Source organism: Mesorhizobium sp. M0491 (assembly GCF_040321265.1).
GTDB lineage: Bacteria > Pseudomonadota > Alphaproteobacteria > Rhizobiales > Rhizobiaceae > Mesorhizobium.
On the sequence record NZ_JAMYRE010000030.1, the window covers coordinates 1 to 14,112 of the forward strand.

13 protein-coding genes are annotated in these 14,112 nt (G+C 63.4%); all 13 read right to left on the bottom strand.

Annotated features, from left to right (window positions below):
• Window positions 1–134: 134 nt before the first annotated feature.
• Entirely contained in the window at window positions 135–1,541 is a 1,407-nt protein-coding gene (lpdA, locus tag NKI69_RS29390; RefSeq protein WP_352723059.1) for a dihydrolipoyl dehydrogenase, read from the bottom strand.
• 23 nt (window positions 1,542–1,564) lie between these two features.
• Window positions 1,565–2,320: an SDR family oxidoreductase gene (locus NKI69_RS29395; RefSeq protein WP_023811278.1), complete on the bottom strand. Its 756-nt coding sequence runs from the start codon at window positions 2,318–2,320 to the stop codon at window positions 1,565–1,567.
• Window positions 2,317–2,835, bottom strand: a complete 519-nt coding sequence (locus tag NKI69_RS29400) for a hypothetical protein (protein ID WP_023811279.1) — start codon at window positions 2,833–2,835, stop codon at window positions 2,317–2,319. The genes NKI69_RS29395 and NKI69_RS29400 overlap by 4 nt, the downstream gene beginning before the upstream one ends.
• A gap of 59 nt (window positions 2,836–2,894) precedes the next feature.
• Complete coding sequence (odhB, locus tag NKI69_RS29405; RefSeq protein WP_023811280.1) at window positions 2,895–4,175, bottom strand: 2-oxoglutarate dehydrogenase complex dihydrolipoyllysine-residue succinyltransferase; 1,281 nt, start codon at window positions 4,173–4,175, stop codon at window positions 2,895–2,897.
• Window positions 4,176–4,222: 47 nt separating this feature from the next.
• Window positions 4,223–7,210, bottom strand: a complete 2,988-nt coding sequence (locus NKI69_RS29410; RefSeq protein ID WP_023811281.1) for a 2-oxoglutarate dehydrogenase E1 component — start codon at window positions 7,208–7,210, stop codon at window positions 4,223–4,225.
• A gap of 149 nt (window positions 7,211–7,359) precedes the next feature.
• Window positions 7,360–8,262, bottom strand: a complete 903-nt coding sequence (sucD, locus tag NKI69_RS29415; RefSeq protein WP_023811282.1) for a succinate--CoA ligase subunit alpha — start codon at window positions 8,260–8,262, stop codon at window positions 7,360–7,362.
• Window positions 8,263–8,276: 14 nt separating this feature from the next.
• Window positions 8,277–8,696 carry a PIN domain-containing protein gene (locus tag NKI69_RS29420; protein ID WP_023811283.1) on the bottom strand — a complete coding sequence of 140 codons (420 nt, stop codon included), beginning with the start codon at window positions 8,694–8,696 and terminating at the stop codon, window positions 8,277–8,279.
• Entirely contained in the window at window positions 8,686–8,916 is a 231-nt protein-coding gene (locus NKI69_RS29425; RefSeq protein WP_023811284.1) for a hypothetical protein, read from the bottom strand. Before NKI69_RS29425 ends, NKI69_RS29420 begins: the two co-directional genes overlap by 11 nt.
• Before the next feature lie 64 nt (window positions 8,917–8,980).
• Entirely contained in the window at window positions 8,981–9,352 is a 372-nt protein-coding gene (locus NKI69_RS29430) for a cupin domain-containing protein (RefSeq protein WP_023811285.1), read from the bottom strand.
• A 4-nt stretch (window positions 9,353–9,356) separates the two neighbouring features.
• Window positions 9,357–10,550, bottom strand: a complete 1,194-nt coding sequence (gene sucC, locus NKI69_RS29435; RefSeq protein ID WP_023811286.1) for an ADP-forming succinate--CoA ligase subunit beta — start codon at window positions 10,548–10,550, stop codon at window positions 9,357–9,359.
• Between the two features lie 43 nt (window positions 10,551–10,593).
• The gene (gene mdh / locus NKI69_RS29440) at window positions 10,594–11,562 is read right to left on the bottom strand and encodes a malate dehydrogenase (RefSeq protein WP_013528846.1); all 969 of its coding nucleotides are present in this window, start codon (window positions 11,560–11,562) and stop codon (window positions 10,594–10,596) included.
• 749 nt (window positions 11,563–12,311) lie between these two features.
• Window positions 12,312–13,514, bottom strand: a complete 1,203-nt coding sequence (gene zapE / locus NKI69_RS29445; RefSeq protein WP_023811287.1) for a cell division protein ZapE — start codon at window positions 13,512–13,514, stop codon at window positions 12,312–12,314.
• A 53-nt stretch (window positions 13,515–13,567) separates the two neighbouring features.
• The gene (locus tag NKI69_RS29450) at window positions 13,568–14,107 is read right to left on the bottom strand and encodes a protease inhibitor Inh/omp19 family protein (RefSeq protein WP_023811288.1); all 540 of its coding nucleotides are present in this window, start codon (window positions 14,105–14,107) and stop codon (window positions 13,568–13,570) included.
• Window positions 14,108–14,112: the final 5 nt, after the last annotated feature.

Here is a 14,112-nt window from a genome sequence, read left to right on the forward strand (position 1 = left end):
CGCCCCCCCCGCCCAACTCCTGGTCCCTAAAAAAAAACCCACCGGCCCCCTCACCGCGGGCGGTTTTGGTATGTGTGGACCCGGTGCCTACGCCCACCGCGGGCTTAACCCGAGGATGACGAAGCATTGGCCTTTTAGGTGTGGATGGGCTTGAAGAACGTGGCCAGCGCCGCCTCCTTGATCGCCTCCGACATCGTCGGATGCGCATGGCAGGTGCGGGCGAGATCCTCCGAGGAGCCGCCGAACTCCATCAGCACCGCCGCCTCGTGGATCATCTCGCCGGCGCCGAAGCCGACGATATGCACGCCGAGCACGCGGTCGCTTTGCTTGTCGGCGAGGATCTTCACAAAACCGTCGGTGTGCAGCATGGCGCGCGCCCGGCCATTGGCGCTGAACGGGAACTTTCCGACCTTGTAGTCGATGCCGGCCTTCTTCAACTCTTCCTCGGTCTTGCCGACCGAGGCGATTTCCGGGCTGGTGTAGACGACGCTCGGAATGACGTCATAGTTCACGTGGCCGGCCTGGCCGGCAATGGCTTCCGCTACCGCCACGCCCTCGTCCTCGGCCTTGTGCGCCAGCATCGGCCCGGCGATGACATCGCCGATGGCATAGATGCCCGGGACATTGGTCTTGAGATGGCCATCGGTCTTGACGCGGCCGCGCTCGTCGACCTCGACGCCGACTTCCTTCAGCCCGAGACTGTCGGCATAGGCCCGGCGCCCGGTGGCGATCAGCACGGCATCGGCCTCGATCGTCTCGGCGGCGCCGCCCTTGACCGGCTCGAAGGTGACCGTGGCACCCTTCTTGGCCTTGGCGACGCCGGTGACCTTGGCGCCGAGCTTGAACTCGAAACCCTGTTTGGATAGCAGCCGCTGGAACTGCTTGGAGACCTCGCCGTCCATGCCGCCCAGGATGGTGTCGAGGAATTCGACCACGGTGACCTTGGCGCCGAGCCGCGCCCACACCGAGCCGAGCTCGAGCCCGATGACACCGCCGCCGACCACCACCAGATGGCCGGGCACCTTCTCCAGCGACAGCGCGCCGGTCGACGACACGATCACCTTCTCGTCGATGTCGACCTTGACGCCGGGAATGCCGGCGACATCCGATCCGGTGGCGATGACGATGTTCTTGGTCTCGATCTCCTCGACCTTGCCGTCCTCGCCGGTCACCGAGACCTTGCCGGCCGCGACCACCTTGCCGGTGCCGCGAAAGCTGTCGATCTTGTTCTTCTTGAACAGGAAGGCGACGCCGTTGACGTTCGACGTCACCGTCGCATCCTTGTGCGCCATCATCTTCTTCAGGTTCAATTTCGGCGCTGATATCTCGACGCCGAGCGTGTCGAAGGAGTGGCCGGCCTCGGCGAACATCTCGGAGGCATGGAGCAGGGCCTTGGACGGGATGCAGCCGATGTTCAGGCAGGTGCCGCCGAAGGTGGCATTCTTCTCGACCACCGCAACCTTGAGCCCGAGCTGCGCCGCCTTGATGGCGCAGACATAGCCGCCCGGTCCCGATCCGATGATAACGACGTCATAAGCCATGTTTGTTTCCCTTTGCTTGGCGCTCAGCGGCCGCCGCTTACATTCAGGATCGCGCCCGTCGTATAGGACGCGGCGTCGGATAGAAGATAGAGAACCGCGCCCGCGACTTCATCAGCCGTGCCGGCTCTTTTCATCGGCAGCAGGTCGCGGAACCGCTCTATCCTGTCCGGCTGCCCGGCGGAGGCATGGATCTCGGTATCGATGAGGCCGGGCCGCACCGCATTGACGCGAATGCCTTCCAGTGCGACCTCACGGGCGAGCCCGACGGTGAACGTGTCGATGGCACCCTTGGAGGCGGCATAGTCGACAAATTCGCCCGGCGAGCCCAACGTCGCTGCCGCCGACGAGATGTTGACGATCGATCCGCCCGCCCCGCCATGACGGGTCGACATGCGCTTCACCGCTTCGCGGGCACACAGGAACGAGCCGACGACATTGATGCGCATCATGCGCTCCAGCCGCGCGACGTCCATCTCGTCGACACGCGCCTTGACGTCGACGATGCCGGCATTGTTGACGAAGGCGTCGAGCCGGCCATAAGCGCGGTCGACGGCCTCGAACATGGCCACGATATCGGCCTCGCTGCCGACATCGCCCTTGACGGCTAAGGCCTCGCCGCCGCCGGCCTTGATCTCGGCGACCACTGCGTCAGCGGCAGCCTGGTTCGAGGCATAGTTGACCGCCACGCGGTAGCCGGCCTTCGATCCTAGCCGGCAGACCGCGGCGCCAATGCCGCGGCTACCGCCGGTGACCAGCAGCACCTTTTTCGCCTCGCTCATTCCTGGCATCCCTTCAAGACAAACACATCCCACGGCACTTTCGAAAACCCGCTGCCGCCATAGGCCGAGGATTGGCGCAACGCCGGCCCGAGGTCCGGCAGGATCAGCGTCTTCGGCGCTTCGACCCCTTCGGCCGGCAGCAGTCCGATGTTGCCCTTGTCATCCGACGTGTAGATGACGCCATGCCAGGGCGTGCAGGCAGCAAGCTCCTCGCCGGTGACGTCGCCTTCGGGGCATTTGTACATCAGCGCGCCGTTCGGCCGCGACACGCCTTCGTTCCACATAACGATACCGTTGAGCACCACATTGTTGTCGAGGATCATGCGGAAGCTGTTGGTGACGGTCGCCGAGGTGCCGGTCGGCGTGAAATCGATTTCGCTGCCGCTCTGGGCGTCGCCATAGACGGCGAGCTCGATCGGACAGGCTGCATGGGCGCCGGCGGTGGCCAGCACCATGCCGGCCGCGATCGATGCGATCGAAAGCACCTTGGAAAGGCTAAGGGAACGGGTCGTCATTCTGCCGCGCAGATCCCTTCCTCCGGCACGCATTCCAACAGCCGGATCAGCACCAGACCTCAGAGATCAAGCACCAGCCGTTCCGGATCCTCCAGGCTTTCCTTGACGCGGACCAGGAAGGTCACTGCTTCCTTACCGTCGACGATGCGGTGATCGTAGCTGAGCGCCAGATACATCATCGGCCGGATCACGATCTGGCCGCCGACCACGACAGGCCGCTCCTGGATCTTGTGCATGCCAAGAATGCCCGACTGCGGCGCGTTGAGGATAGGCGTCGACATCAGCGACCCGTAAACGCCACCGTTGGAAATCGTAAACGTGCCGCCTTGCATGTCGGCGACCGACAGCTTGCCGTCGCGGGCGGCGATGCCCAGCCGGCCGATGTCCTTCTCGATCTCGGCGATCGACATCTGGTCGGCATTGCGCACGACCGGGACGACGAGGCCCTTTTCGGTGCCGACGGCGACGCCGATATGGGCATAGTTCTTGAAGATGATGTCGGTGCCGTCGATCTCGGCATTGACCGAAGGGATTTCCTTCAGCGCGTGGGTGACGGCCTTGGTGAAGAAGCCCATGAAGCCGAGCTTCACGCCATGCTTCTTCTCGAACACGTCCTTGTATTTGGTGCGCAGCGCCATCACCGCTGACATGTCGACCTCGTTGAAGGTGGTCAGCATGGCGGCGGTCGACTGCGCTTCCTTGAGGCGGCGCGCGATGGTCTGGCGCAGCTTGGTCATGCGCACGCGCTCCTCGCGCGAGGCGTCGTCGCCGGAGGATGGCGCGCGCACGGCAACCGGTGCAGGTGCCGCCTTCGGCGTCTCTGCCGGCTGTGACGGCGCGCCTTTGGAGATGGCGTCGAGCACGTCGCCTTTCAGCACCTGGCCACGCTTTCCCGAACCGGAGATCTGGTCGACCGAGAGATTGCTTTCGGCGATCAGTTTCGCCGCGGCCGGTGCCGGTGGCATGGTGCGCGGCTCGACCGGGCCGGCGTCGCCGGCGATCTTGGCGGTCTCGGCCGCGGCCTGCTTGCCGGTCGATGCCGCATCCGGCGACGAGGCCTGCGACACCGCCTGCGGCTTGGTTGCCGGCGCGGCGGCCGCGCCGCCTGCCGAAATCGAACCCAGCAGCGCGCCGACACCGACCGTCTCACCTTCCTTGACGGTGATCTCACCCAGAGTGCCGGCGGCGGCGGCAGGCACCTCCACCGTCACCTTGTCGGTCTCGAGCTCGACCAGCGGTTCATCGGCGGCGATTGTATCGCCAACCTTCTTGAACCATTTGCCGACGGTCGCTTCAGTGACGGATTCGCCGAGAGTGGGAACGCGGATTTCGGTAGCCATTGTGCCTGTCCGTTTTCTTTCGGTTCTGTTGTTCGCCCAGATATTCTCTATTCACCAAGCGCGTCTTCGAGCAAGGCGGCGAGCTGGGCGAGATGCTTTGACATCAGTCCGGTCGCCGGCGAGGCGGCGGCAGGACGGCCGGTGTAGCGCACCCGCTGATGCTTGGCGTCGATATGCGCCAGCACCCATTCCAGATACGGGTCGATGAACGACCAGGCGCCCATGTTCTTGGGCTCCTCCTGGCACCAGACCATCTCGGCATTGCGGAAACGCGACAGTTCCGTAATCAGCGCCTTGGCCGGGAACGGATAGAGCTGTTCGACGCGCAGCAGATAGATGTCGTTGATGCCGCGCTTCTCGCGCTCCTCATAGAGGTCGTAATAGACCTTGCCCGAGCACAGCACGACGCGGCGGATCTTCGAATCCTTGGTGAGCTTGATCGCCTGCCCGGAAAGCAGTTGCGCGTCGTCCCAAAGCAGCCGGTGGAACGAGCTTTCGCCCGAAATTTCCGGCAGCGTCGACACCGCCCGCTTGTGGCGCAGCAGCGATTTCGGCGTCATCAGGATCAGCGGCTTGCGGAAGTCGCGCTTCAGCTGCCGGCGCAATATGTGGAAGTAGTTGGCCGGCGTCGTGCAGTTGGCCACTTGCATGTTGTCTTCGGCGCAAAGCTGCAGGAAGCGTTCGAGCCGGGCCGAAGAGTGTTCCGGACCCTGGCCTTCATAGCCATGCGGCAACAGGCAGACGAGGCCCGACATTCTGAGCCACTTGCGCTCTCCGCTGGAGATGAACTGGTCGAACACCACCTGGGCACCGTTGGCGAAGTCGCCGAACTGCGCTTCCCACAAGGTCAGCGCCTTCGGCTCGGCCAGGCTGTAGCCATATTCGAAGCCCAGCACCGCCTCTTCCGACAGCATCGAGTTGATGACTTCGTAGCCAGCTTGAGCCGCCGACAGATTGTTGAGCGGGATGTAACGGGTCTCGTCGCGCTGGTCGTAAAGGACCGAATGGCGCTGCGAGAAGGTGCCGCGTTCGGAATCCTGGCCCGACAGGCGGATCGGATTGCCGTCGAGCAGGATGGCGCCGAAGGCCAGCGCCTCGGCCGTTGACCAGTCGATGCCTTCGCCCGACTCGATCGCCTGGCGGCGGTTCTCGAGGAAGCGGATGATCGTCTTGTGCGCTTCGAAATCCTTCGGCACCTCGGTCAGCTTCTTGCCGATTTCCTTCAGCGTCTTGACCGGCACGGCGGTCTTGCCGCGCCGCTGTTCATCCTGGTTGTCGGCGGTGCGCAGGCCCGACCAGGCGCCGTCCAGCCAATCGGCCTTGTTGGGCTTGTAGTGCTGGCCGACTTCCCATTCCGATTCCAGATGCGCCCGCCAGTCGGCCTTGAGCTGGTCGAGTTCAGCCTGGCTGATGTGACCCTCGGCGATCAGCCGGTCGCCATAGATCTGGACCGTCGTCTTGTGGGTGCGGATGTTGCGATACATGATCGGCTGGGTGAAGGCCGGCTCGTCGCCCTCATTGTGGCCGAAGCGGCGATAGCAGAACATATCGACCACAACAGGCTTGAAGAACTTCATGCGGAATTCGATCGCCACCTTGGTGGCGTGCACCACGGCTTCCGGGTCGTCGCCATTGACGTGGAAGATCGGCGCCTCGATCATCTTGGCCACGTCTGATGGATAGGGCGACGAGCGCGAGAAGCGCGGGTTGGTGGTGAAACCGATCTGGTTGTTGATGATGAAGTGCAGCGTGCCGGCGACGCGGTGGCCGCGCAGGCCGGACAGGCCGAGGATCTCGGCGATCACGCCCTGACCGGCGAAGGCGGCATCGCCATGCAGCAAGAGCGGCAGCACCTTGGCGCGCTCTTCCAGCGGTACGATCTCCTCGCGGCTGCGGCCGAACAGGTAATCCTGCTTGGCGCGCGCCTTGCCCATCACCACCGGATCGACGATTTCCAGATGCGAGGGGTTGGCAGTCAGGGACAGATGCACCTTGTTGCCGTCGAACTCGCGGTCCGACGAGGCGCCGAGATGGTACTTGACGTCGCCCGAGCCCTCGACCTCGTCGGGTGCGGCCGAGCCGCCCTTGAACTCGTGGAAGATGGCGCGGTGCGGCTTGGCCATCACCTGGGAGAGCACGTTCAGCCGGCCGCGATGCGCCATGCCGAGCACGATCTCCTTCATGCCGAGCTGGCCGCCGCGCTTGACGATCTGCTCCAGCGCCGGGATCAGCGCTTCACTGCCATCGAGGCCGAAGCGCTTGGTGCCCTTGTACTTGACGTCGATGAACTGCTCGAAGCCTTCGGCCTCGACCAGCTTCTGCAGGATCGCCTTCTTGCCGGTGGCGGTGAAGGTGATCTCCTTGTCGGCGCCCTCGATGCGGGCCTGGATCCAGGCCTTTTCCTCGGGGTCCGAAATATGCATGAACTCGACGCCGAGCGTCGAGCAATAGGTTCGGGTCAGGATTTCCAGCATCTGCCGGATGGTGCCGAATTCAAGGCCGAGCACATTGTCGAGGAAGATCGGCCGGTCATAGTCGGCTTCGGTGAAGCCATAGTTCTCCGGCGACAGCTCGTTGTAATCCTCGAGCGGCTTGGCGATGCCGAGCGGATCGAGATTGGCGTGCAGATGGCCGCGCATGCGGTAGGCGCGGATCATCATGATGGCGCGCACCGAATCGCGCGTCGCCTGGTGCACGTCGGCATCGGACAGGACGACGCCGTTGGTGACCGCCTTGTCCTTGACCTTCTTTTCGATCGTCTTCTCGACGATGCCCCAGTTGCCGTCGAGCGCCGAGACCAGTTCGCCATTCGCCTGCAGCGGCCAGGAGGGCTTGGCCCAGGAGGCGCCCTTGGCATTCCTGCGCACATCGCCGGCATCGTCTTTCAGCCCGGCGAAGAACTCCTGCCATTCGGGATTGACCGAGGCGGGATCGTCCTCATAGGCGGCGTAGAGCGCGTCGATGTAATCGGCGTTGCCGCCATAGAGGAATGAGGTGAGCGAAAATTGGTCGTTGGCCTGATCTTGTCTTGCCATTTTTGTCCGCGGAGCCTGGCTCCGTCTCCTGTTTTTGGAGGGGAGTAGGGCAGTAGGGGAGTAAGGCAGTAGGGAAAGCAGGCGGTTGCCGCCGCTCGTCCCGTTCTTCCTATTCCCCTACTGCCATACTGCCCTACTCCCTTACTGCCTTAACCCTTGATCGCCTCGACCAGCGTCGTGCCTAGCCGCGCCGGCGAGGGCGATACTTTTATCCCAGCCGATTCCATCGCCGCGATCTTGTCTTCCGCGCCGCCCTTGCCGCCGGAGATGACCGCGCCCGCATGGCCCATGGTGCGGCCGGCCGGCGCCGTGCGCCCGGCGATGAAACCGGCCATCGGCTTGCTTCGGCCACGCTTGGCTTCGTCCTTGAGGAACTGCGCGGCGTCTTCCTCGGCGGAACCGCCGATCTCGCCGATCATGATGATCGACTTGGTCTCGTCATCGGCGAGGAACATTTCGAGCACGTCGATGAATTCGGTGCCCTTGACGGGGTCGCCGCCAATGCCAACGGCGGTGGTCTGGCCGAGGCCGACATTGGTGGTCTGGAACACTGCCTCATAGGTAAGCGTTCCCGACCGCGAAACAACGCCGACCGAGCCCTTGCGGAAGATGTTTCCGGGCATGATGCCGATCTTGCATTCGTTGGGCGTCAGCACGCCCGGGCAGTTCGGCCCGATCAGCCGCGACGTCGAGCGGTCGAGCCGCGCCTTGACCTTGATCATGTCCATCACCGGGATACCTTCGGTGATGCAGATGATCAGCGGGATCTCGGCCTCAATCGCTTCCAGGATGGCCTCGGCGGCACCCGCCGGCGGCACATAGACGACCGAGGCGTTGGCGCCGGTCTTTTCCTTGCCCTCGGCGACGGTGGCGAAGATCGGCAGGCTCTCGCCCTTCGCGCCGGTCCACGTCTCGCCACCCTTCTTCGGGTGGATGCCGCCGACCATTTTCGTGCCGTGATAAGCCAGCGCCTGTTCGGTGTGGAACGTGCCGGTCTTGCCGGTCAGGCCCTGCACCAGCACCTTGGTGTTCTTGTCGACGAGAATGGACATTTTTTGCGACCTGATCAGTGATTGCGGAAGGGGTTCATGGCGACCACGGAGCCATAAGACTGCCCGTGGTTGAGGTCTTCGGTGTAGAGTATCTTGACGCCAAGGCGCTCGGCGGCGGCGATGATGGCGCCATCCCAATATGAAATCTGGTAGCGTTGCGCGTTCGCGATGCCCTGCATTACAACGGCGCTATCCAGATCCTGGCAGGGCTTCATGGAGATCGCGGCGACCCATTCGGCCGCCTTCGCCGGCGCCAGTGTGACCTCAGCCCGCTTGGTCACGTTGACATAGAACTCCTGCAGCACCTGTGCGGAGGTCGAATAGTCTTCCTTGGCGATCAACTCCACGGCGCGCTCATACTTCGCGCGCTCGGCCTTGTGTCCGATGGCGGCATAGACGAGGATGTTCGTGTCGAGGAAGCAGTCAGCGATCATAGAGAGCTTCCCGGTTCCATTTCTTGCCACCCATGTCGCCTGCCGCCTCGCGGGCGAGCCGCAGAAGGGCCTGCCGTGCCTCGTCCTTGGCGTACCGCTTGGCGGCCACTGCCGAGAAAAACTCCCGCACCATGGCGTTGACGGTCGTTCGCTGTTCGGCGGCCGTCAGCTTGACCTGCTCCAAGACCTCGTCTTCGACTGCCAGAGTGATGTTCTTCATTTCTCTTTTCTCCTGCGCCTACTTCACACAGTATATGTGTAACTGTGTGGCAGTCGCAAGTTCGTTACAGCCGCTTCAGGTCGGCGACGGTGAGGTCGCTTTTGGCATTGCCGGTGTTGAGCGTCGTTGCCGGCTCGAACATCAGCACGACGGGTTCCGCAGTCAGCGAGCGCGGCCGGTGTTCGACGCCGCGCGGCACGACGATGAAATCGCCCTCGCCGAGCTCGACGGGACCGTCACGGAAATCGATGGCGATACGCCCGCGCAGCACGAGGAAGGCTTCGTCCTCATTGTCATGCGCATGCCAGTCGAACATCTCGCCGAACTTGGCGACCTTCGCCTGGCTGTCGTTGACATCGCCGGCGATATGCGGATCGAAAACCTTGGTGATGGTCCGATCCGCCGCCTCGACGAGGTTTATCTTGCGCGGAGGCATCCGCTCAGCCCTTCACCGCCGCCACGATCTTCTTGGCTGCGTCGTCGAGATCATCGGCCGACACCACGTTGAGGCCGCTGTCGTTGATGATCTTCTTGCCAAGCTCGGCATTGGTGCCTTCCAGGCGCACCACCAGCGGCACTTCCAGCCCGACTTCCTTGACCGCGGCAATGACGCCCTCGGCAATGATGTCGCACTTCATGATGCCGCCGAAGATGTTGATCAGGATACCCTTGACTGCCGGATCCCTGGTGATGATCTTGAACGCCGCCGTGACTTTTTCCTTGGATGCGCCGCCACCGACATCGAGGAAGTTGGCCGGCTCGGCGCCATAGAGCTTGATGATGTCCATCGTCGCCATGGCAAGGCCGGCGCCATTGACCATGCAGCCGATATTGCCGTCGAGCGCGACATAGGCGAGGTCGTATTTCGACGCCTCGATTTCCTTCTCGTCCTCTTCCGTGGTGTCGCGCAGTTCGAGCACGTCGGGGTGGCGGAACAGCGCGTTGTTGTCGAACGACACTTTCGCGTCGAGCACGCGCAGCCGGCCGTTCTTCATGACGATCAGCGGGTTGACCTCGAGCAGGCTCATGTCCTTCTCGACGAAGGCCTTGTAGAGGATCGGGAACAGCGTATCGCCGTCCTTGGCCGCATCGCCGTCGAGCTTGAGCGCGCCGTTGAGCGCCTTCAGGTCGGCTGCTGTGACGCCTTTTTCCGGATCGATGGCGACGGTGATGATCTTTTCGGGCGTGTCATGGGCGACCGCTTCGATGTCCATGCCGCCTTCGGTCGAGACGACGAAGGCGATGCGGCCGACCGAACGGTCGACCAGGATCGACAGATAGAGCTCGCGTTCGATGTCGGCACCGTCCTCGATGTAGAGGCGGTTGACCTGCTTGCCGGCCGGACCGGTCTGCTTGGTCACCAGCGTGTTGCCCAGCATCTCGTTGGCGTTGGCGACGACGTCGGCCACCGATTTCGCCAGCCGCACGCCGCCCTTGGCGTCCGGGCCGAGCTCGGTGAATTTGCCCTTGCCGCGGCCGCCGGCATGGATCTGGCTCTTCACCACATAGAGCGGGCCCGGCAGCGCCTTGGCGGCGGCTTCCGCTTCGCTCGCCTTGAACACCGGCACACCTTCGGCCACCGGCGCGCCAAAGCTCTTCAGCAGCGCCTTGCCCTGATACTCATGGATGTTCATCTGGGTGGTCTCCGGATCGACTGGGGGTTCACTTACTGGAGATTCATTTGGAGGCGAGTTGCGGCGCGATCTTGACGCAGGCCTCGGTCAGGCCCTGCACCGTCGCCACAGAGGAGTCGAACATCTTCTGCTCGCTCTTGTTGAGTTCGATCTCGATGATGCGCTCGACGCCGCCGGCGCCGATCACCACGGGAACGCCGACATAGGTGTTCTTGACGCCATACTGGCCGGAGAGATACGCCGCGCAGGGCAGCACGCGCTTCTTGTCCTTGAGATAGGCTTCGGCCATCGAGATCGCCGAAGCGGCCGGCGCGTAATAGGCCGAACCGGTCTTGAGCAGGCCGACGATCTCGGCGCCGCCGTCGCGGGTGCGCTGCACGATCTGGTCGAGCTTCTCCTTCGAGGTCCAGCCCATCTTGATGAGGTCGGGCAGCGGAATGCCCGATACCGTCGAATAGCGGATCATCGGCACCATGGAATCGCCGTGGCCGCCGAGCACGAAGGCGGTGACGTCCTCGACCGAGACCTTGAATTCCTCTGCCAGGAAATAGCGGAAGCGCGCGCTGTCAAGCACGCCGGCCATGCCGACGACATGGCTGTTGGGCAGGCCTGAGAACTTCTGCAGCGCCCAGACCATGGCGTCGAGCGGGTTTGTGATGCAGATGACGAAGGCCTTCGGCGCGTACTTCTTCAGCCCGGCGCCGACCTGTTCCATGACCTTGAGGTTGATGCCCAAAAGGTCGTCGCGGCTCATGCCGGGCTTGCGCGGCACGCCGGCGGTGACGATGCAGACGTCGGCCCCTTCGATGCCGGCATAGTCGTTGATGCCGGTGAGCCTGGAGTCGAAGCCATCGACAGGCGACGACTGCGCGATATCGAGCCCCTTGCCCTGCGGGATACCTTCGGCAATATCGAACAGCACCACGTCGCCGAGGTCCTTGAGGCCGATCATGTGAGCGAGCGTGCCGCCGATCATGCCAGAGCCGATAAGCGCTATCTTGTTGCGTGCCATGTGAGGATGTTTTCCCTTTGTCGGTGACGACGTCTCAAATCTCTGGTGATTTGATGGCGGCGTCGAAGAAGAGGCCGGAATGCTGCGGGGAACCGCGAATTTTCGCCGCACCCAATAGCCCCGGCACGCAAAAAATTCAAACGATTATTTTGGTGTCAGTATTTTCAATCGGTTAGATCATTTGGGATTTACGTAAACGTCAAAGTTTGTAAGCCGACTTGGGAAGAAATAGCCGACGAAGATGGAAATCGTAAGGCTGGATGCAGGCGATGACGCCCTTGTGATGGCGGTCGCCAAATCTCCCCCTTGAGGGCAGGGCTATCGCATATGGAATTCCTGAGATGTCTGCCCGGCACGGACCCCCACGCCTAACCCCTCCCCACAAGGGAGAGGGAGACTTCCGTTGGCGCTGGCCCAGGAGCATCGCCTGTCTTTTCGGCGCCAAGAAGAATTAAAGGCACGCGGCAGCGTTCCCTCCCCCTTGTGGGGAGGGTTAGGGTGGGGGTTCTTCTTCGCAAGAATCCATGTGCGATAGCCCTGCCCGCAAGGGGGGAGATGTCACCGAAGGCGACAGAGGGGGTCGCCGCGCGTGAAGCGCTGGCGCCATCTGTGCCGCGCCCGGTCGAACCAACCCCCTCTGGCCTGCCGGCCATCTCCCCCCTCAAGGGGGGAGATCGATTGCCACGCGATTTCGCCAATCTTCAACGAAGCAGGAATGAGCGGGGCGCCTAAGCTGCCAATTGCTTTCTTTAGGCCTGCGCCTGCGACGCTTCCGACACCGCCGGCTTTCCTTTCTGCCGCTCCGCCCAATCCTCCAGCCAGTCGCGGCTTTGCATCTCGATCAGCCGCGATGCCGTGCGCTCGAACTCGAAGGCTTCGACGCCGCGCTTGGCTGCATAAAGTGCTTGCGGCGGCGCTTCGGCGCTCGCCACCAGCCGCATACGATGGTCGTAGAGCGTGTCGATCAGCAGGATGAAGCGCTTGGCCTCGTTGCGCTTACCTTCGCCGAGCACCGGGACGTGGTCGATGAAAATGGTTGAGAAGCGCCCGGCGATCGCCAGGAAATCACGCGCGCCAAGCGGCTTCTCGCAGAGATCGGCGAAGGAGAACCGCGCCGCATCGCCCGCCGCACGCGGCACGATCACCTGCCGCCCTTTGAGGGCCAGCGACGTCTCGGCGGTCGGCGCGCCCCGCGTCATGGCTTGCCAGGCCTCGTCGAGTAGCTGGTCCGCCGCCGCGTCGGCCGGCGTCACATAGACCGGTGTCCGGGCGAGCTTTTCCAGCCGGTAGTCCTTGTCGGCATCGAGCGCCAGCACCTGTGTGTGCCGCTCCAATATGCCGATGAAGGGCAGGAAAAGCTGGCGGTTCAGCCCGTCGCTGTAGAGGTTTTCCGGCGCCACATTCGAGGTGGCGACCAGCACCACGCCGCTGGCAAACAGCGCCGAAAACAACCTGGACAGGATCATCGCGTCGGCAATGTCGGTGACCGAGAACTCGTCGAAGCACAGCACCCAGGCTTGCTCGGCAAGGGCCTTGGCCACCGGCGGGATCGGATCGTCTTCCCTGACGTCGCCATTCTTGCGCGCCTGCCGGTGCTTCTGGATACGGTCCTGCACGTCGGCCATGAAGTCGTTGAAGTGGACGCGGCGCTTGCGCCGCACCGGCAGCAAGTCGAAGAACATGTCCATCAGCATGGTCTTGCCGCGGCCGACGCCGCCATGGATGTAGAGGCCTTTGACGGCCTCATGCGTCTCGCGCTTGCGGGCGAACAGCCAGCCCAGCGCGCTCGACTTATGCGCCAGCCGCTTGGCCGAGATCTCATCGGTCAGCCGGTCGAGCGCCGCAACGATCCGTTCCTGCGCCGGATCGCGGTCGATCGTACCGGTTTCCACCAGATGGTCGTAGCGCTGCCTAACGGTCGCATGGGTCTGGAGGCCGTCACGCAGATGCATCGGTCACGTCGTTCTGGAGCGATTCCGGGAACCGGAATTGCGTAAAACAAAAACTATCTCGTAAGCGAAATCGGCTGGCCGTTGGAAGTCTGGCCGTCGAATTTCGAGCCGCCCGAGGAATAGAGCCGCGCCAGCGCACCGCCGCTCTCGTCATAGAGCGTCAGCTGCTTGCCGGCGACGTTCCACGACTTGATGCCGTCCATCGGCGCCGGGCAATGCAGCGGACCGGCGCGGAAGCCGGCGCCGAATTTGGTCTGCGGTGTCGCCACCTTGCAGCTCTGGCCCGCAACGCTGGCGTTCCAGACACCGGCGACGCTGGCGGCGGTCACGTCCGAAGCGCCGGCCGGCGCCGAACCATCCGAAGGCAGCGCGGCGACCTGCGTGTTCGCCGGAGCGGTCGGGAATTGCGAAGGGTCGGTGGTGCCGGGCGATGCCGGCGGCGGCAGTTGGTTCGCCGTCACCTTGCCGGCGGGCGCGGCCTCCAGCGGTGCCGGCTGCTGGTCATCCATCGAGGAAAAACGTGAGGTCGAACAGCCGCTCGCAACGAGCGCCGCCAGCGATACGGCCACCAGACCGGTTTTCGAAAAAGTCATTCCAA